Annotated in this window: 21 protein-coding genes; 11 read left to right on the top strand and 10 right to left on the bottom strand. The window is 62.7% G+C overall.

Features of this window, described 5'->3' with window-relative positions:
• On the top strand, positions 1-606 hold the full coding sequence (locus FEZ60_RS29995) for a YqgE/AlgH family protein (protein ID WP_172937751.1): 606 nt from the start codon (positions 1-3) through the stop codon (positions 604-606).
• A 1-nt stretch (position 607) separates the two neighbouring features.
• Here FEZ60_RS29995 and FEZ60_RS30000 read toward each other — a convergent pair whose 3' ends face one another.
• Positions 608-1,588 (bottom strand): bile acid:sodium symporter family protein, encoded by a 981-nt coding sequence (locus FEZ60_RS30000; protein WP_141485301.1) that lies wholly within the window; start codon positions 1,586-1,588, stop codon positions 608-610.
• Positions 1,589-1,592: 4 nt separating this feature from the next.
• Complete coding sequence (locus tag FEZ60_RS30005; protein WP_308811199.1) at positions 1,593-2,726, bottom strand: MFS transporter; 1,134 nt, start codon at positions 2,724-2,726, stop codon at positions 1,593-1,595.
• A gap of 175 nt (positions 2,727-2,901) precedes the next feature.
• Between FEZ60_RS30005 and FEZ60_RS30010 the strand changes: the two genes are divergently transcribed.
• Complete coding sequence (locus FEZ60_RS30010; RefSeq protein ID WP_172937752.1) at positions 2,902-3,570, top strand: FadR/GntR family transcriptional regulator; 669 nt, start codon at positions 2,902-2,904, stop codon at positions 3,568-3,570.
• On the opposite strand, the gene FEZ60_RS30015 is transcribed toward FEZ60_RS30010, so the two are convergent.
• Entirely contained in the window at positions 3,567-4,523 is a 957-nt protein-coding gene (locus FEZ60_RS30015) for a DUF1648 domain-containing protein (RefSeq protein ID WP_172937753.1), read from the bottom strand. The two genes, FEZ60_RS30010 and FEZ60_RS30015, sit on opposite strands and share 4 nt — an antisense overlap.
• 5 nt (positions 4,524-4,528) lie before the next feature.
• Positions 4,529-5,008 carry an SdpI family protein gene (locus FEZ60_RS30020; protein ID WP_045066030.1) on the bottom strand — a complete coding sequence of 160 codons (480 nt, stop codon included), beginning with the start codon at positions 5,006-5,008 and terminating at the stop codon, positions 4,529-4,531.
• Positions 5,009-5,110: 102 nt separating this feature from the next.
• Here FEZ60_RS30020 and leuS point away from each other — a divergent pair, with 102 nt between their 5' ends.
• From leuS to FEZ60_RS30065, 9 genes are all read left to right on the top strand, one after another.
• Positions 5,111-7,957, top strand: coding sequence for a leucine--tRNA ligase (gene leuS / locus FEZ60_RS30025; RefSeq protein ID WP_172937754.1), 2,847 nt, complete (start codon positions 5,111-5,113; stop codon positions 7,955-7,957).
• A 62-nt stretch (positions 7,958-8,019) separates the two neighbouring features.
• Positions 8,020-8,205 (top strand): hypothetical protein, encoded by a 186-nt coding sequence (locus tag FEZ60_RS30030; protein WP_033235276.1) that lies wholly within the window; start codon positions 8,020-8,022, stop codon positions 8,203-8,205.
• A 177-nt stretch (positions 8,206-8,382) separates the two neighbouring features.
• Positions 8,383-9,888, top strand: coding sequence for an MFS transporter (locus FEZ60_RS30035; RefSeq protein WP_242484910.1), 1,506 nt, complete (start codon positions 8,383-8,385; stop codon positions 9,886-9,888).
• Positions 9,889-9,951: 63 nt separating this feature from the next.
• Positions 9,952-10,632: a hypothetical protein gene (locus tag FEZ60_RS30040; protein WP_172937755.1), complete on the top strand. Its 681-nt coding sequence runs from the start codon at positions 9,952-9,954 to the stop codon at positions 10,630-10,632.
• 65 nt (positions 10,633-10,697) lie between these two features.
• Positions 10,698-11,072 (top strand): nuclear transport factor 2 family protein, encoded by a 375-nt coding sequence (locus FEZ60_RS30045; RefSeq protein WP_033235274.1) that lies wholly within the window; start codon positions 10,698-10,700, stop codon positions 11,070-11,072.
• Position 11,073: 1 nt separating this feature from the next.
• Positions 11,074-12,030 (top strand): alpha/beta hydrolase, encoded by a 957-nt coding sequence (locus FEZ60_RS30050; RefSeq protein WP_141485294.1) that lies wholly within the window; start codon positions 11,074-11,076, stop codon positions 12,028-12,030.
• A 33-nt stretch (positions 12,031-12,063) separates the two neighbouring features.
• Entirely contained in the window at positions 12,064-13,020 is a 957-nt protein-coding gene (locus tag FEZ60_RS30055) for an SMP-30/gluconolactonase/LRE family protein (RefSeq protein WP_172937756.1), read from the top strand.
• 56 nt (positions 13,021-13,076) lie between these two features.
• Positions 13,077-14,144 carry a Dyp-type peroxidase gene (locus FEZ60_RS30060; protein WP_095888072.1) on the top strand — a complete coding sequence of 356 codons (1,068 nt, stop codon included), beginning with the start codon at positions 13,077-13,079 and terminating at the stop codon, positions 14,142-14,144.
• Positions 14,141-14,935: a family 1 encapsulin nanocompartment shell protein gene (locus tag FEZ60_RS30065; protein ID WP_033235271.1), complete on the top strand. Its 795-nt coding sequence runs from the start codon at positions 14,141-14,143 to the stop codon at positions 14,933-14,935. Before FEZ60_RS30060 ends, FEZ60_RS30065 begins: the two co-directional genes overlap by 4 nt.
• Here FEZ60_RS30065 and FEZ60_RS30070 read toward each other — a convergent pair.
• From FEZ60_RS30070 to FEZ60_RS30095, 6 genes are all read right to left on the bottom strand, one after another.
• Entirely contained in the window at positions 14,924-15,259 is a 336-nt protein-coding gene (locus FEZ60_RS30070; RefSeq protein WP_095887527.1) for a hypothetical protein, read from the bottom strand. The two genes, FEZ60_RS30065 and FEZ60_RS30070, sit on opposite strands and share 12 nt — an antisense overlap.
• Positions 15,256-16,080, bottom strand: coding sequence for a DUF692 domain-containing protein (locus tag FEZ60_RS30075; protein ID WP_172937757.1), 825 nt, complete (start codon positions 16,078-16,080; stop codon positions 15,256-15,258). The genes FEZ60_RS30070 and FEZ60_RS30075 overlap by 4 nt, the downstream gene beginning before the upstream one ends.
• Positions 16,077-16,955, bottom strand: coding sequence for a TIGR04222 domain-containing membrane protein (locus tag FEZ60_RS30080; RefSeq protein ID WP_172937758.1), 879 nt, complete (start codon positions 16,953-16,955; stop codon positions 16,077-16,079). The genes FEZ60_RS30075 and FEZ60_RS30080 overlap by 4 nt, the downstream gene beginning before the upstream one ends.
• Positions 16,952-17,851: a TIGR04222 domain-containing membrane protein gene (locus FEZ60_RS30085; protein ID WP_033235268.1), complete on the bottom strand. Its 900-nt coding sequence runs from the start codon at positions 17,849-17,851 to the stop codon at positions 16,952-16,954. Before FEZ60_RS30085 ends, FEZ60_RS30080 begins: the two co-directional genes overlap by 4 nt.
• Complete coding sequence (locus FEZ60_RS30090; protein WP_155276689.1) at positions 17,848-17,997, bottom strand: hypothetical protein; 150 nt, start codon at positions 17,995-17,997, stop codon at positions 17,848-17,850. Before FEZ60_RS30090 ends, FEZ60_RS30085 begins: the two co-directional genes overlap by 4 nt.
• A 116-nt stretch (positions 17,998-18,113) precedes the next feature.
• Positions 18,114-18,788 carry an SDR family oxidoreductase gene (locus FEZ60_RS30095; protein ID WP_045066016.1) on the bottom strand — a complete coding sequence of 225 codons (675 nt, stop codon included), beginning with the start codon at positions 18,786-18,788 and terminating at the stop codon, positions 18,114-18,116.
• Positions 18,789-18,823: the final 35 nt, after the last annotated feature.

Raw genomic sequence — 18,823 nt, forward strand, 5'->3', positions numbered from 1 at the left:
GTGTCGCACGCAGAAGAACCCGAAGACCGTATGGCCTGGATCGAACCCGAGGTTGGGCCAGGCAGCTTGTTGGTGTCGTCCACCGACCTCGTTGAACCTGCGTTCCGCCGCACCGTCATCTACATGATCGAACACAACGACGCGGGAAGTCTTGGCGTCGTGATCAATCGGCCGAGCGAGACGACCGTGCAGAAGGTCCTTCCGCAGTGGGCGCCGCTGGCCGCCAATCCGTCGGCCCTGTACGTCGGCGGGCCGGTGAAACGCGATTCCGCACTGTGTCTCGGCACCGCGCGCAACGGGGCAATCATCGACGGTGTCGCGGGTTTGCGGCGCGTCGACGGCAAGGTGGTGATGGTGGATCTGGATTCCGATCCCAACGTGATTGCTCCGCTGGTCGAGGGAATTCGTATCTTCGCCGGGTATTCGGGTTGGACTGTTGGGCAGCTTGATTCGGAACTCGAGCGTGACGACTGGATGGTGACCGCTTCCTTGCCGTCGGACGTTGTGACGCCGTCGCGGATCGATGTGTGGGCCCGGGTGCTACGACGCCAGCCCTTGCCGCTGGCCATGCTGGCCACTCATCCCATCGAGGTTGAGCGGAACTGATCTAACCAACTCTGATGGGATCCCGGTTCGCGAAGCGTTGCGCCAGCGCGGCACACACGATCAGCTGGATTTGATGGAAGATCATCAGCGGCAACACGATCAGGCCGACAGGCTGACCCGCGAACAGGACAGCCGCCATCGGCAGGCCCGTCGCCAAGGATTTCTTCGATCCGCAGAAGATGATGACGATCTGATCGGCTAGATCGAAGCCGAGCCTGCGCCCCGCGAAGGTTGTCACCGCAAGCACCACCGCGAGGATCACGCAGCACACCGCCACCAGGATCAGGATCTGCCAGATCGTGATGGTGCTCCAGATGCCTTCCTTCATGCTCTCGCTGAAGGCGGCAAAGACAACCAGAAGGATGGACCCGCGGTCGACGAACTTTGTTGGCTCTGCGTACTTTTGAAGCCAGCCGATTACCAGTGGCCGGATCAGCTGGCCAATGATGAACGGGATCAGCAACTGCACGACGATGTCGAGGATCGACGAGAAATCGACGGTTGCCTCGCCTGTGGTGTTCATCAGGAGAACCACCAGCAGCGGGGTGATGAAGACGCCGATCAGGTTGGAGAACGACGCACTGACGATCGCGCCCGCAACGTTTCCCTTGGCAATTGACGTGAAGGCGATCGACGACTGAACCGTCGACGGGACCAGGCACATGTAGAGGATGCCGGTGTACAGCTCGTCGCTGATCAGCGTCGGCGACAGGAATCGCAGTGCCAGGCCGATCAAGGGGAACAGGATAAACGTCGACGCCAACACGACGCTGTGCAGCCGCCAGTGTTTGACGCCCTTCCAGGCTTCCTGCGGCGAGAGGCGGGCGCCGTAGAGCAGGAACAGGAAGCCGATGGCGATCTTGGTGGCCCAGTCGAGCACTGTCTCAGCGGTGCCCGATACCGGGAACACACTTCCGAGCACTGCGGCGATGATGATGCCGAGGATGAACCCGTCGATGTAGAACCTGCTGAGAAACTTCACCTGGCTAAGGATAACGACGTGCTGCGCGGGCGTTGAAGGTCATCATGACCAGGCACAAGAGTGCTCCGATGATCGACAGTTCGATTATCGCGGTCTGCATCCCTTGGACGGTGATGGCGATGCCCGCGAGAATGGACGGTATCGCCAACCCCGCGTAACTGACGGTAAAGAACGCCGCGAGGATCGCGCCGTGGCTTTCGCGGGCGTGTGCTCGCGCCGCGGCGTTGACTCGTTTCATGCCGCCGGCAAACACCAATCCGTGCCCGGCGCCGACCACAATGGTGACAACGCTCAGCAGTGCGAGGCTCGGAACGATATCGACGACAAGCAACCCGATCATCCCGAGAGCCAGAATTCCGAGACCGACGATCGTGGACGCGCGGGGGTCCATCCGGCTGCCACCGAGTTGAGCGATCACGGAGCAGATCATGACCAGTGCGGCAGCGCCGCCGGCAAGTAGAAGATTGTTGATCCCGAGCAAGCTGGTCATCCAGGACGGGACTACGGATTGGAACAGGCCGACCGCTCCCCAGGAGAGCGCCACAGCAAGTGAACTGAGCCAGAACGTTTGCTGGATTACCGCGGGAACTCGGGGAATCTGGAACAGGCTCTTCGGGCGAGCGGTCCTTGTGCCGCGCGGCAGCAGCAACAGAACGATCAGGGCGGGAACAAACGCGACAAGGAAAATCAGGTACGGCAGGCGCAGCGGTTGGGGCAGGTATTGCGCAATTGCGCCCGAGACGAGCGGTCCCAGCGCGCCCCCGAGCGCACCCGTCACAGTGGAGACGAGAGCTGCGCGACGGTGATCGAACGTCGGCTCCTGTTCAACGAGCGCCGCGCTACCGGCGGCGCTGACTGCGCCCACTGCAATTCCTTGTGCGATCCGACCGAGAAACAGCCAGACGGTGGCGTCGGCAAAAGCGAGGACAAGCGTTCCGGCGACGCTCAAAGCCAGTGACATCAGGAGCACGGCGCGTCGGCCGAGAAAGTCGGAGAGTGGGCCGAAGAACAGCAGTGCCGGCACCAACCCAGCGACGTAGACGCCGTAGATGAGCGTCTGGATTGTGGGCGTGAATCCGAACTCGCTGCGGTAGAGCCCGTAGACGGAGGTGGGCATGTTCGCGCCGAGCAGGATCACGGTGAGGACGTAGCCGACACCGTAGAAGTGTCGATTGGTCCGGCGGGTTGCGGTTTGCGCGGTGAGTGCTGTCGTGGACGTGGGAAGCCCCTCCTCAAATACATGGGTCGTCCTACGTATCGTAAGGGAGTGGAACGAATGGCGCGAATGGCGCAAAAGCTGTGAGGATGGGCAGATGACAGTGGTTCGCAAGGAATCGGCGTACGAACAATCCCTCGAGTGGATGCGTGCGCAGATCGCGGATGGTTCGTGGACCGTCGGCAATCGCATCCCGACGGAGCCGGAGCTGATGAGCGTCCTGGGCGTCGGGCGGAACACTGTCCGAGAGGCAATCAAGACCCTGACATCTACGGGTGTGCTCGAGATCCGGCGGGGATCGGGCACCTTCGTCCGCGCGCGGACGGACATCGGCGGTCTGCTGGGCCGCCACGCCGCGGTCGAAGAGATGACGTACGTCTTCGAGGTGCGTCGGGCGCTCGAGGTCGAGGCGGTCCGATTGGCGTGCGAGCGGCGCACGGACGAGGACGTCCGGATTCTGCATGAGCTGGCGGAGAAGCGAGACCACGCCGGGGACGATTTTGTCGAGGTCGATCTCGGCTTCCACATCGCGGTTGTCGAGGCCGCACACAATCCGGTTCTGAAGGAATTGTTTGCCGGCATCCTCGAAACCGTCCGAGCCACCTACAACGTGACGGAAGGCGTGCACCCGCCGTCATTGACGTCGCTGCATCACCGAGGTGTCGCGGCAGCCATCGAGGACCGAGATGTCAACAGAGCCCGCAGTGCCGCGTGTGGCTATCTCGAGAAGACGAAGGAAGCGATCGGGACGAGCGCGATCGATTAACTGCTCCGGGCGTCGGCGAGGCTGTTCAATGCGCCGGCGATGTCGTCGGCTTTCGGGGTGGTGACGGTGAGCTTGTCGCCGCCCGCAAAAGTAATGACGACTGCGGGGCCGGTGCGCGTGACGATGCCGTAGTTGCGACGCCCCTTGCTCTTGAGTCCCCAGCCGCCGAAATCCGCAAATGGTTTGATCTCCGCGACCTTGGCACCGACAACCTCGTCGACGCCGTAGGTCATGGCAGGCATGCCCATGTTGAACACCTTGATCTCGGTGGTGTCGACAACAACGCGGAAGCGAACGAGGGTCACGCAGAACACGGCAAGCACGAGGAACAGTGCCAAGAACCAGACGGAGCTGACCAAGCCGAGGATGATTCCGGGCGCCGCCATGATCAGTCCGAAGATCACGGAACCCTTGGTGGAGAACCCGACGTCGTCGGTGATGGGCAGTGCAGCGTCGCTTCGGGGCAGAGCGCGGTTCGGAGCTTCTGTCGCCGCGGTGCGCTGGCGATAGTCGCGTAGCAACGACGCTCCGAGCAGGCCGACGACGCATCCTCCGAGCGCTCCAGCCGCGAGGGCTCCGATGGGCGCGGGAACGGACGACGGGTCGACCACGTCGAGTTGAGCGTGGAGCGATGCGACCTGGCCACCGGTGATGATGCCCACCACGATCAGGCCGAGGACGATCATGAATCGACGCATCATCAGCATCGCGGGTGCGAGAGCTGCGATTGCCGAGAGTCCGGCGCCGAACAGAATGGTCAGCAGAGCAAACGTCCACGCGCTGGTCGTGGGTGTCGCAAAGCCGTCGGCCGACGTCATGGACCAGTGCGTGGCGATCTTGTCGGGGAGCCGGGTGTCCCACAGTGTTGTGAGTACAACGCCACCGAGCGCGCACAGCACGGGGATAAGGAGACCGAAGAATGCCCCGGCGGGATCGATTACACGATGTTTCACGTGAATCAATGAGTCGGCTGGCAAGCATCCTTGAGCGAGCAGGCACCGCAGGAGCCGGTGCCGCAGTCGGCGGCATTTGCCTTGGCTTCGGGGGTTTCGGCCGCGGGTTCTTCGGTGTGTCCGCAGTTGCAGTCGTTGCCGCAACCGCTCTGCTCGGGCAGGGCTGCGGCCGCTCGGGCGCCGATGCTGCCGCCGAAACCAGCGGTGAACACTGCGCCCACCACGGCGACAAGAGCGATGCCGAGGCCCATGGCGGTGCTCATCGTCAACGCGCCGATGCCACCGAGAACGAGGAGGCCTGCCGCAGCGGCCATCGTCGGGCCTGCCACCTTGTTGGCGAGCGCAAACGATTCTTCGCTTCGCAACGTATCCGGGGTCCGGATGCCCGCCCAGCGGTTACGCGGAAGCTTGCCGATCAGTCCGGCAACAGCGACTCCACCAACGGCAAGAGCGAGCACGAACAGCACTACAGCAACAACGATCACCCATACAGGATAGGCGCGAGTGGAGTTGATGGTATGCCCGGGTGGCGCAGGCTCTACCCTGGTTAACGGTATTCAACGGCAGCCAAGTAGATAGCGACCACAGTGACCGAGTCTCCGCAGTCCCCCGATTCACCAGTCGACGCCACCCCGCAGCACCGCTACACCGCGGAGCTTGCCGGCCAGATCGAGCAGCGCTGGCAGGACCGCTGGAGCGAGGAGGGCACGTTCAACGCGCCCAATCCAGTCGGTCCGCTGTCCTCCCCCGACGGCGTGCCCGCCGACAAGCTGTTCGTTCAGGACATGTTCCCGTACCCCTCGGGTTCGGGTCTGCACGTCGGCCACCCGCTCGGCTACATCGCCACCGACGTCTTTGCGCGCTTCCATCGCATGCACGGCCGCAACGTCCTGCACACCCTCGGCTACGACGCCTTCGGTCTGCCGGCCGAGCAGTACGCCGTGCAGACGGGTACCCACCCGCGCACGACCACCGAGGCGAATATCGCCAACATGAAGCGTCAGCTCCGACGCCTGGGCCTGGGCCATGACGAGCGTCGTAGCCTGGCGACGACGGATGTCGACTTCTATCACTGGACGCAGTGGATCTTCCTGCAGATCCACGGCGCGTGGTACGACAAGGCGGCCGGCAAGGCCCGTCGTATCTCGGAGCTGGAAGCCGAGTTCGAGTCCGGTGAGCGCGCTGTCGACGACGGCCGCGACTGGGCTTCTCTGACCGTGGCCGAGAAGGCCAAGGTTGTGGACTCGTACCGCCTTGTCTACCAGTCCGATTCGATGGTGAACTGGTGCCCCGGTCTGGGTACCGTTCTGGCCAACGAAGAGGTCACTGCCGACGGTCGTAGCGACCGCGGCAACTTCCCCGTCTTCCGCAAGCACCTCCAGCAGTGGATGATGCGCATCACCGCGTACTCCGACCGCCTGGTCGACGATCTCGAATACCTGGATTGGCCGGACAAGGTCAAGGCCATGCAGCGCAACTGGATCGGCCGCTCGTACGGCGCCGAAGTTACCTTTGCGGCAGGTGAATACGGCATCGACGTGTTCACGACGCGTCCCGACACGTTGTTCGGTGCCACGTACGTGACGCTGGCTCCCGAGCACGATCTGGTCGACAAGCTTGTTGCCGAAGAATGGCCGGAAGGCGTCGACGCACGCTGGACCGGTGGCGCCACCACTCCTGCGGAAGCTGTTGCGGCATACCGTAAGTCGATCGCTGCCAAGACGGACCTGGAGCGTCAGGAAAACAAGGAGAAGACCGGCGTCTTCCTCGGTTCCTACGCGATCAACCCCGTCAACGGCCACAAGGTTCCGGTCTTCATCGCCGATTACGTTCTGACCGCCTACGGTACCGGCGCGATCATGGCTGTTCCGGGACACGATCACCGTGACTGGGAGTTCGCCAACGCTTTCGGTCTCGATATTCTCGAAGTTATTGCCGGCGGCGATGTTTCGGAGGCCGCGTACTCCGGTGACGGCGCTCTGGTGAATTCCGACTACCTCGACGGTCTGGACGTGGCTGAGGCCAAGGCCACCGTCATCAGCAAGCTCGAGGAGTCCGGTCACGGCAAGGGCACCATCCAGTACAAGCTGCGCGACTGGCTCTTCGCGCGTCAGCGTTACTGGGGCGAGCCTTTCCCGATCGTGTACGACGCTGCCGGAAACGCGCATGCTCTACCGGATTCGGCTCTGCCGGTGGTTCTTCCGGAGGTCGAGGACTACGCACCCGTGTCCTTCGATCCGGACGACGCCAACTCAGAGCCCTCTCCCCCGCTGAACAAGGCAACCGACTGGGTCAACGTCGAACTCGACCTCGGCGACGGCCTGCAGACCTACCACCGCGACACCAACGTCATGCCGCAGTGGGCCGGTAGCTCGTGGTACCAGCTGCGCTACATCGACCCCACCAACCAGGACACGTTCTGCGATCCGCAGAACGAGGCCTACTGGACGGGCCCGCGTCCGGAGCTGCACGGCCCCAACGATCCCGGTGGAGTCGACCTCTACGTCGGCGGCGTCGAGCACGCGGTGCTGCACCTGCTGTACTCGCGGTTCTGGCACAAGGTGCTCTTCGACCTGGGCTATGTGTCCTCGAGCGAGCCGTACCGTCGCCTGTACAACCAGGGCTACATCCAGGCCTTCGCGTACACCGATGCCCGTGGCGTCTACGTGCCCGCCGAAGAGGTCGTCGAGAAGGACGGCAAGTACTTCTACGACGGCGCCGAGGTCAACCGTGAGTACGGCAAGATGGGCAAGAGCCTGAAGAATGCCGTTGCGCCGGACGAGATCTGCGCCGAATTCGGTGCGGACACTCTCCGTGTGTACGAGATGTCGATGGGTCCGCTGGACACCTCGCGTCCCTGGGCGACCAAGGACGTCGTCGGTGCTTCGCGCTTCCTGCAGCGCGTGTGGCGTGTTGTCATCGACGAGGAGACCGGCAAGCCCCGCGTCACCGACGACGCCCCGGGCGAAGAGACGCTTCGTGCACTCAACAAGGCAATCGCCGGTGTCAGCGAGGATTACACCGCACTGCGCGACAACACTGCGGCCGCCAAGCTGATCGAGTACAACAACCACCTCACCAAGGCCTTCCCCGGCGGCGCTCCGCGCTCCGCCGTCGAACCGCTGGTGCTGATGCTCGCTCCCTTGGCACCGCACCTCGCAGAAGAGCTGTGGTCACGCCTCGGTCACACGGAATCCCTTGCACACGGGCCCTTCCCGGCTGTCGAGGAGAAGTGGCTCGTCGAGGACACCGTCGAGTACCCGATCCAGGTCAACGGCAAGGTGCGTAGCCGCATCAGCGTCCCGGCGGATGCCGATCGCAAGGCTGTCGAGGAGATCGCCCTGGCCGACGAGAAGATCGTTGCCCTGCTCGAGGGCAATGCGCCCCGCAAGGTGATCGTCGTGCCCGGCAAGATGGTGAACATCGTCCTCTAGGGCCTTCGGCCCCGTGCGCCCTTTTGGTAGTTCCGGCTACCAGAAGGGCGCACTTTTTTGTCTTGAATCCGACGACACGATCGGGATGGCCGCTGAGCGTCATCGTCAAGTACTGGGTGGTCGGTATTCCATTAGCCAAGACCGCCGAATACTTCGGCATCCAGTTCGACCTGGAAATCGTTGCCTTGGCTCACAATTCAGTCACTGCCAGGCTCGCGATTGAGGCTGCCGTTCAGTCGTTGTCCTGATTGTCCCGCTCCGCGGAACACGACGTAGCGCGCGTTCGACGCGAGGGCTGTGATGCAGGTAACACGTTACCGAGATCGGTAGCTGTCGTTCACCGCACTTCCCAGCAAGGCCCCCGGTTGGCTGTATTCGACAGGGGGTCAATCGAATTCGCAGATTTCCCGAAAGGATCTCCAGCCATGGCGTCTGATATCCACAGCTCCGGTTCGTCTCCCAGTCTGTCCGAACCGACATCGATACCGGAGCGGTGGACTCCGCGACTGGTGTTCTCGCTGGCGTCAATCGTTCTACTCCTGGAAATGCTCGCAGTGAGCTACATGATGATTTCCACGGCGTTGCCCGCAATTTCGGTGCACTATCAAACGACGCAGGGAGCCTGGCTGCTGACGTCGTTCCTGCTGCTGGGTGCGGTTGCGTCGCCACTGCTCGGCAAGCTGGCAGATATGTACGGCAAGCGAAAAATCCTGCTTCTGGCGGTTGCGGGTGCAGCAGTCGGATCCTTCATCTCGGCGATCGCGCCGAGCTATGCCGTCCTGATTCTGGGCCGGGCGCTGACGGGTCTGCTCGTTCCATGCTTGTTCTTGAGCTACTCCCTCATTCGAGATGTGTTTCCGCCGAAAACTGTTGCGCTGGCTGTCAGTATCGCAACTTCCGGTATGGGTCTGATCGCTATTCCGGCGCCGTTCCTCACGGGTTGGTTGATCGACAACCACGGTTTCCGGAGCATCTTCTGGTTCTTCTTCGTCGGGTTGATAATCCTTGGCGGCATGATCTTCGCTTCGACGGCGGAATCTGCTGTGCGACTACGCTCGTCGGTCGATCTGATCGGTGCGGCGCTCCTCGGATCGGGTATCGCAGGAATTCTGATCGGCGTCAGCTTCGGTCCGACCTGGGGCTGGACGAGTGGTTCGACGCTGGCTTATCTGATCGGCGGCGTCGCGCTACTGATCGCGTGGGTGGCCTCTGCTCGCGCCATCCGTGAGCCGCTGATCGACCTGCGCTACTTCGGTAAGCGTTCGGTGATGCTCACTGCCGTCGGCGCAGGGTTCTGCTACGGCGCTTCGGGCGTATTCACGATTCTGCTACCGATGATGGTGATGACCCCAGCAGTCCTCGGGTTGGGATACGGATTCGGCGTCACGGCAGAAGGATTCGCGATCTTCCAGGCACCTCTGGGCGGCATGGTAGTGGTCGGTGGCTTGATCGTCGGCTTCCTCGTTGGCCGCAACATCCGACCTCGTCTGCTGATGATCATCGGCATGACCCTCATGGCGGTCGGGTTCACCTTGACAGCGACCATCCACGACAACAGGCCGCTGCTCATCATCTTTGCCGGAATCTTCGGCGTCGGTATGGGTATGGGCTACGCGTCGATTCCGAACCTGCTCATCGAAGCAGTGCCGCCGCAGTTGCAGGCGACCACGGCGAGCATGGTCGCGGTCTTCCAGAGCATCTTCCCCGCAGTGCTTCCCGTCATCGCCTTCACGGTCTTGAACTCGCACATCGCGATGGCGATGGAGGGCGCTGTGTTCTACACCGACGAGGGCATGCGTATCGCGTTCCTGATCGGCGCTGCTGCAGCAGTTCTCGGCGCGATCGCAGCTGTGTTCCTGCCGCGAAACATCGTCCAGATCGGCGCAGAAGACGGCGCGGCGCAGGAGACGTCCCTCCTACCTGCTCACTGAGCGGACACGCTGCGCGTGTAGATCCGGGCTGACAGGATTGGGTGTACCGACGAAAGGACTCCCATGACGTTCGCGGATCTGGACGGCGATGAACTGTGGAGTTATCTGCAGGAGCGTTCAGGATTGCCCGGCCCGCGCGCGAACCTCGCGCTCATGCTCGAGTTCGCGCGCGGCGCCGACAGCGACGACATCCTGCAGGCGGTGGAGTCCGAAGACGAATACATCCGCTGCTGTGGGATCGTCGGGTTCGGATTCATCCTTGTTCGTTCGCGCGACGAGGCTGTCCTGGACAGTCTGACGGAGGCAACCACCAGTGCTTCGTGGCGTGCACGTGAAGCTGCCGCGATGGCCGTTCAGGCGATAGGCGACACGGATCCGGAATTGTTCCGGGCGATCATCGAGCAGTGGGCACGCTCCACCCATCCATTGACGCTGCGCGCAGCGGCTGCCGGGATCTGCGAGCCGCGGCTGCTGAAGGACAAGACCAACGCTGTGCTGGCCGTCCGGGTGTGCCGAGACGCTACCGAGTGGATCGTCTCGCAACCAGCTGATTCCCGTCGTGACGCCGACACACGTGCTCTCCGGCAGGCGCTCGGATACTGCTGGAGCGTCGCGGTCGCGGCGGATCCGGAGAACGCCCTGCCGGCATTCGTCTCCCTGGAGGCGTCGGACGACACCGATGTCGTCTGGATCGTGCGGGAGAACCGGAAGAAGGCTCGCCTGCGCAAGGTGCTCGAAACCTGACCCGTGGATCAGAGACGTAGGTTATCCTCAGAATTAGAACCTGTTCTAACTACGAGGGGTAGACCATGGCACCGTCCGCAGAGGTAATCCGCAAGACCGTCGACGCCTACATCGAGACAGTCGCCACGGGCACTGCCGCCCAGGTTGTGGCCCTGTATGCCGAGGGTGCAACGGTCGAAGACCCGGTTGGTTCCGACGTGCGCACCACCCGCGAGTCCATTCTCGAGTTCTACTCCGTGATCGAGAACTTCGACCAGGAAGCTCACCTGCACACCCTCCGCATTGCCGGAAACGAAGCGGCCTTCCACTTCTCGCTGATCACCAAGCTCGGTGAGCAGACGCTGACCATCGCGCCCATCGACGTCATGACCTTCGACGACGACGGAAAGATCCTGTCGATGCGCGCATTCTGGAACCAGGAAGACATGATCAGCGCCTGACATGACGGTGAAGACGATTGATGTCGACGGATTCCGTTGGCAGATGGACGATTCCGGTTCAGGGACAGCTGTGGTTCTGTGTCACGGCTTCCCTGGCCTCGGCTACAGCTATCGACATCAGTCGACGGCCTTGGCAGACGCGGGTTTTCGGGCGATCGCGCTCGACATGCCCGGTTACGGCGGCACTACACGCCCCGATGCGATCGACGAATACACCAACGACGCGGTCGCCGCCCGGATGATCGCGCTTCTCGACGCTCTCGGAATCGACAAAGCCGTCTTTGTCGGTCACGATTTTGGCGCACCGGCTGCGTGGACCACCGCTCTGCGCTACCCGGATCGTGTTGCGGGGCTGGTCTCCTTGGCGGTTCCCTATGCGCCGGACCGCTTTCCGGCCAGGCCGTCCACAATCTACGCCGCCATGGCGCGCAAGCACTTTCTGCACATCCACTACTTCCAAGAACCAGGTGTGGCGGAGCGGGAACTCGACGCCCAGCCGCGTGAATTCCTGCAGCGACTCTTCCACGCTTTGTCCGGTGCCTATCGATACCTCGATGTGTGGGATCACCCCTCCGAGGGAAACGGCTATCTGGACGTACTCCCCGAGGCGCCCGCGTTGCCGTGGTCGTGGCTCACGGAAGAGGACTTCGATGTCTACGTAAAGACTTTTACTGCAACAGGATTCACTGGAGGATTGAGCTGGTACCGAGCCTACGACGCCAATTGGGAACGCAGTGCGGATTTGGACGGCGCTCACATCAACGTCCCGACGCTCTTCGTCGCGGGCGCCGAGGATCCGGTCATCGCGATGAGCGGCCCCAAGGCATTGGACCGCATGAAGGACACCGTCCCCGACTTGCGAGGTGTGCACCTTCTCGGCGGCGCGGGGCACTTCGTACAACAAGAACGTGCTGCCGAGGTCAATGAACTTTTGATCTCTTTCCTTCGGTCTCTCTAGGCGAAATCGGGCCGAAGGTCTAGCGTTGCGCAGATGCGCACCAGGATCTTCGATCGCGGTATTCGAGTGGGTATCACCGGTGCTCTTGTTGCCGGTTCGCTTCTGGCTCTGGGTGTGTCCGGTGCCGCCGCCGCTCCGCCCTGCCCTGGATCGTCCCCCGCAATCCTCAGCGCCCAGATTCCGGGCGCGGCCCTCGAGGGTGTCACCGTGGACGGGCATGGTCGCCTGTACGCGACAGACCTGGTGAGTGGGCGAATCTTCCGAGTCGACGCGCCGGGTGCGGCAGCAGTCCCGATCGCGACGGTTCCCGGCGGTGCGGGCGCACTCGCGTGGAGCCCGGACGGTTCACTGCTGGTGGGCACAGGAGCGAACGCGAGCGTGTTGATCGGTGATCTGACGCGGGGCGCTTCGGTTGCGCGCGTTGATGTGAACTCAGGCGCGGTGACCCCCGTTGCCGGTGGTCTGAGTGCTGCAAACGGCCTTGCCGTGGCACATGACGGAACGATCTATGCCACCAACGATTTTGGTTCGCTGATCGGAAAGGTCAGCCCCAACGGCGCCGTAGACCCGGCGTGGGCGAGCCTCCCGAGTGCTAACGGGGCCGCATTGAGTGCCGACAATCGCTGGCTTTACGTATCGCGCACGTTTGCCAATCCGGGGGTCAGCCGCATCTCCGTCGACAATCCGGGCTATTCGGAGTCGCTGGTTGATCTCGGTGGTCTCGAAATATTCTCAGCCCCAGATGGTTTGACGTTGGATTCGCATGACCGCGCGATCGTCCCCACGGACATCAGCGGTGAGGTGTGGCGTATCGACGGCCCCGGTCAGTACTGCGCGCTCACCAGTGGACTTCAGGCATCGAGCGTGTTGACCTACGGGCGCGGCAATTCCGGATTTGCGGCCGGACACCTCTACCGGGCCGGGTTCGACGGAAAGATCTTCGAGATTCCGGCGGGATTCGACGCGGGTGCTCAGGCGGCGACACCGTAAGTCGGACTTCTCGACTACTGCTGCCGGGAGTGTCCAAATCGGCCATACTGGTCTGCATGGCGGAAACGAGTGCGATCGACGAGGCCGAGAGAGCTGGGACAAGCCTGCCCGCGGTACCCCAGCCACTGCTGACGCCGCTCACGGAGGCTGCGATCTTCCTGGTTTTCACCATCGACGAGGGTGGTGAGCAGGCAGTTCACGACGTTCTGGCTGATATCTCGGGGCTGCAGCGATCCATCGGATTCCGGGTTCCCGCAGGTGGCTTGGCCACCGTGGTCGGCATCGGTTCGGATGCTTGGGACCGATTGTTCGAGGGCCCGCGACCTGCGGAACTGCATCCGTTTGTCGAGCTGACGGGTGACAAACACCACGCTCCCCGCACGCCGGGTGACCTGCTGTTCCACATCCGGGCCCGTCAGATGGATCTGTGCTTCGAGTTCGCTTCGGTTGTGACGACGAGGTTGGCCGGGGCGGCTTCCGTGGTCGACGAGGTGCACGGATTCAAGTATTTCGAGCAGCGCGATCTGATGGGGTTCGTGGACGGCACCGAGAACCCGTCCGGACAAGCGGCATATGTCGCGGTCACAGTCGGCGACGAGGATCCGGAGTTCGCGGGCAGCAGCTACGTCATCGTCCAGAAGTATCTCCACGACATGTCGGAGTGGAACGCTCTGCCCGTTGAGGAGCAGGAGAACGTCATCGGACGCTCCAAGCTCGAAGACCTCGAGATGGACGACGACACCAAGCCTTCCAACGCTCACACCGCACTTACCGTCATCGAGGACGAATCTGGCGAGCAGATCCAGATTCTGCGTGACAACATGCCGTTCGGCCATGTCGGCTCGGCGGAGATGGGCACCTACTTCATCGGTTACTCGGCATCGCCGACGGTCACCGAGCAGATGCTCCGCAATATGTTCATCGGGAATCCCGTCGGCAACTACGACCGCATTCTCGATTTCTCGACCGCCGTCACCGGTATCAATTTCTTCGTTCCGACGGCGGATTTTCTCGACGATCCACCGGACGTGCCGGCCAGGCTCGTCCCCGAAGCAACGTTCACAAAGCCCATCTCTGACGGTTCTCTCGGAATCGGCAGTCTCAAAAGGAGTGCCCAGCAATGACAAACCTGCACCGCGACCTAGCACCCATTTCGGCAGCAGCGTGGGCCGAGATCGAAGAAGAAGCCAGCCGCACCTTCAAGCGTCACGTTGCCGGCCGCCGGGTTGTCGACGTCGAGGGTCCGTCGGGCGACGATCTTGCCTGTGTTGCGTTGGGGCATCAGGTTCCGATCAGTTCACTCGCGGACGGGGTGATCGCACACGCTCGTCAGTCGCAGCCGATCATCGAACTGAGGGTGCCGTTCACCGTCAGCCGCCAGGCAATCGACGACGTCGAGCGCGGCGCAAAGGATTCCGATTGGCAGCCGGTCAAGGACGCGGCTCAGAAGATCGCCTTTGCCGAGGATCGTGCCGTGTTCGAGGGATACCCGGCGGCAAATATCACGGGTGTGCGCGCGAGTGGTTCCAACCCTGAACTGAAGCTGCCCGCCGACGCCAAGGATTACCCCGAGGCCATCAGCCAGGCTCTCACGGCGTTGCGTCTGGCCGGGGTCAACGGCCCGTATTCGTTGCTGCTCAACGCAGATGCGTTCACTCAGATCAATGAAACCTCCGACCACGGCTACCCGATTCGCGAGCACATCAGGCGGGTGCTCGACGGCGACATCATCTGGGCTCCGGCTATCGACGGTGCGTTCCTGATGTCCACGCGCGGTGGCGATTACGAGTTGCACATCGGGCAGGATCTGTCGATCGGATATCTGTCGCATGATGCCGAATCGGTGGAACTGTACTTCCAGGAGTCGATGACATTCCTCATGTACACCAGTGAAGCCGTTGTCTCACTGACGTAACCGTCGATACTGAACTGGTAACCGTCGATACCAGGGCCGGCGCGGCAGTTCGCCGCTGTCCTGCAGGTGGGCGACAAACGCTTGGGCGTCGGCATGTGACGACGTCTTCGGTCGCCCGACGGCCCAGGCCGTGAACAACTCGAGATATCGATCGCCAAGGGTGTGGCGCACCATCGGAAGGTGGTGCGCCACTTCTCCGGCGCGCTTGCGAATCAGGGCCACCGACGCGACAGTGGTGTCCGCTGCATTGAATCCCGGCGGTAATTCACCGCCCGCGACCAACGCCCGTATCAGGGCCTCTTGACGTGCTCCGAGGCTGCTCATGTGCGTGACCACTCGGTATTCGCGGTGATACGACGCAGTCCTGCAGCATCGGCTATGGCATCGAGTTCGCCCAGAAGTTCGTGCGCTGGTGGGTAATTACCGTCCCGCTCGAGCATGATCGCGGGATGGTGCCCTGCCGCGGTGAATTGCTCGAGCAGTTCCACGACCTGCCGGGGAACGGGATCGGTGTGGGTGTCGTGGTACTTGCCGTCGTGCACGCTGCCACCGGCGATATGGCAATACGCAATGTGTTCCAGGGGTAGTCGGCACAATTCGGTCCATGCATCCAGGCCACGGTTGAGCGAATTCGCGTAGACATTCGCGATGTCGAGTACCAACCGAACCTCGGTGCGTTCGATCAGTTCCGACAGAAACTCGGCCTCGGTGAGTTCGTCGTCCGGCCAGTCGAAGAGAGCCGCGATGTTCTCCACCGCGAGTGGTACGGGGAGATTCTCCTGGGCGTGGGTGATGTTGCGCGTCAGGACATCCAGAGCCTCGTACGTCCGGGGAACCGGCAACAGGTGCCCCGCTTCGATGCCGCCGGCGCGGACAAACGCGATGTGCTCACTGACCATCGGCACGCCGCGCAGCCCGGCTACCTGGGCCAGGTGCTCGACGCGCCGAGGATCGAGCGGGTCCGCGCCACCCAGCGACAGGGAAATGCCGTGTGGGATAACCGGAACGGCTAGCCGTTCCAGTTCGGGCGGCAGTGAACTGCCGAGGGATTCCGCAATCACCTCACAGAACGCGAGGCCGTCCAGCTGAGCGATGATCCCCGAGATCTCGGGGCGCCATCCGATTCCCAGGCCGTGGAGAGTCATCCCCCGCACCCTCCGCCGCCGCCACCACATCCGCCACCGCCACCGCCACAACTACTTCCGCTGCCGTCGCCGCCTCCACTGCTTCCTCCGTCGGCGCCGATTCCCGCTGCGGACGCCAGCGCCGGATTGATCATCAGGAATGCCGATCCCGCGAAGAGCGCCGCGGACATGCCGGCCAATCGTGGTCCGTAGGCGGAGAACGCGGGTTTGTTGCGTGGAGCGAGGTAGTCGTGAGACTTCGTCAACGCAGACCGCGCCGCGTTGCCTGATGCTGTGCGATCGAACGTCAATCCGAGGACGGGGATCATGAAGCCGGTGGCGATCACAGCGAGAAGCAGGAACTCGAAGGGCTTGTCGCCCACTACCCCGAACACGATTCTCGCAACTCCGACTGCCACCAGGATTTTCAGGGGAAGAGTGGCGAGCCAGATCGACCGCCGCGTACTAGGTGCCGTCAGATATCCCTTGTCCACCAGTGAGTTCCGCAGCTGAGCCGATTCCACGGTCATTCGTTCGGCGAGTTGGCGTCGACGGTGGGGTGAGGCGTGCTCAGCCAACTTGTCGTAGACCGTGCGGGTGTACCAATCGAGTGTCGCGTCACCTGGTCCCAGCCGCCGTAGAATCGCGCCGTCGATCGTGATCAGATCGGCGCCGCGCAGGATTGCCAACGATGCTGCGATAGCGCGGGCCTCACCCGTGAGCATGCCGACTTCGGGTGGGGTGAGCTGATCGATGAAGTCGACGGGGACCTGGCGTGCTCGAAGCGTCAAGCGCCACAAGACGGTCAGAATCACCAGCGTGATCGCGACAATGATGTAGCCGTACAGGAATTCTCGGCTGGGGATTCCCCAGGTGTCGGCGGCGTAGGCGTTCATCCTCCGCACCCCCCGCCTCCACAACTGCTGCTGCTACCGCCACCATCCGAACCCGAGAACGAGCCGCAACTGTGGGAACTCGAGCCTCCACCGCCGGGGCTGTACGCCGCGCCGGCAGCCACAGCTCCTGCCAAAGCGGGATCAACCAGAACCAGTGCGCCGGAACCGAACAGGGCTGCCGACAACCCGGCGAGAGATGGCCCGTAGCTCGTGAACGACGGCCGCAGTTTGGGCGAGAGGTACGAGTTCTCATGCTTGAGTCGACGCAGTTCGCTTTCACCTAACGCAGTGCGTCGACGATTGATGCGTAGCAACGGAATCAACGCTGCCAACACGATGATCGTCAGAAGCAGGAATCCGACGGGCTTGCCGCCGGCCACGCCGAAGATCAACCGAACCACACCGAGGCCGATGACTGCGACCAGAGGGGTGGTCCGCAAGAGTGCGTCGACGCCCTGCTGCGGGCGCTGAAGGTAGCCCCCGTCGATCAGTCCAGTACGGAGTTGGGCGAGCGCGACATTCATCCGCCCGAGCAGGCGCACTTGACGTAGCGGTACTGTGCCGCTGCCGAGCCGCTTGTGGAGAGTGCGGGTGAACCAGTCCAGGCGGCCCTTGTCCTCCTTGGTCAGGACTCGTGCGGCTTTCCCGGCGGTGGTGATGAGATCGGCGCTGCGCAGTATTGCCATCGAGGCAAGGATAGCCTGGTAGTCGCTCGTCAGAGCACCGACTTCGGGGGGCGTCAGTGGCCGTCGAACCGCGTCGACAACTGTTGGTGACCGGCGTGCTGCCATTCGGCTGTAGAGAGACAGTCCAACAGCGACTGCAGCGGCTACGAGGTACCACTGCAGGAAGGTCTGGCTGGGAATTCCCCAGGTGTCGGCTGCGTAGGTGCTCATCCTCCCCACCCCCCGCTGTCGGTCAGGATGCCCATTTCAGCAGGCGTCAGGGGGCGGGCGATCGCCAACGCGCCGTGGGTGGCGGCGACGTATCGCGCGCGGCAAGGTTCAGTCGAAAATTCCCACTTGTCCGTATGATTATTCATTGCGCTCCACCTTTCAACGTCCTTGTCCTACAACTGATGTCAGTATCGGGGCGCGTTGCGAGAAAGCGATATCCAGGGGTCGATCGTCACCATTCTGTTACCGTCGAACAGGAGTTTTACCGGCCGGTAGGTCGGAGAACTACCTCCGTCGGATGAGCGTCGGCGGGAGTTTCGACGGCAGTGCGCACCGCACGTGCCACAGTGGAGGCCTTCAGGAAGCTGCTCGGTTCGTAGTTTCCGCCCTCCCCGGCAACAATCTCGCGCTGCATATCGGTGTCGATTCTGCCCGGGTGGATGGACGTCACGCGCAACGACGGTTCCTCGAGCCGCAATGCGTCGCCGAACGCCCGGAGTGCAAACTTGCTGGCTGCGTACGATCCCCAGCCGGCATTGGCGCGCAGTCCGGCGCCGGAGTTGATCAGCACGACGTGACCGCCGCCGGCACGGAGAGCGGGAAGGAGTACGCGAGTCAGTTCGGCTACGGCGATGACATTGGCCTCGAATGTGCGCCGCCACTGATCGACCGAGGATTCCTCGATGGTCCCGAGATCCGCGATACCGGCATTGTGGACCAGGACATTCAGCTTGTTGACGGGAACGGATGCGGCGACGGCGTCGTAATCGGTGAGGTCGACGGGCCACGATGTGGAACCGGGCAGTTCGGCGGTGATCGCCTCGAGGGAAGCCGCAGAACGGGCGCCGAGCACCAGGTCGTGGGTCGGTGCGAGTTCGCGCGCTATCGCAGCTCCGAGGCCGCGGCTGGAACCGGTGATCAAGGCAGTAGGACGCATGGGATGAGCTTAACGACCCATGATTGTTCGGCTAC

The sequence above is a fragment of the Rhodococcus sp. MS16 genome, from assembly GCF_013277795.1.
Taxonomy (GTDB): Bacteria; Actinomycetota; Actinomycetes; order Mycobacteriales; family Mycobacteriaceae; genus Rhodococcus_F; species Rhodococcus_F globerula.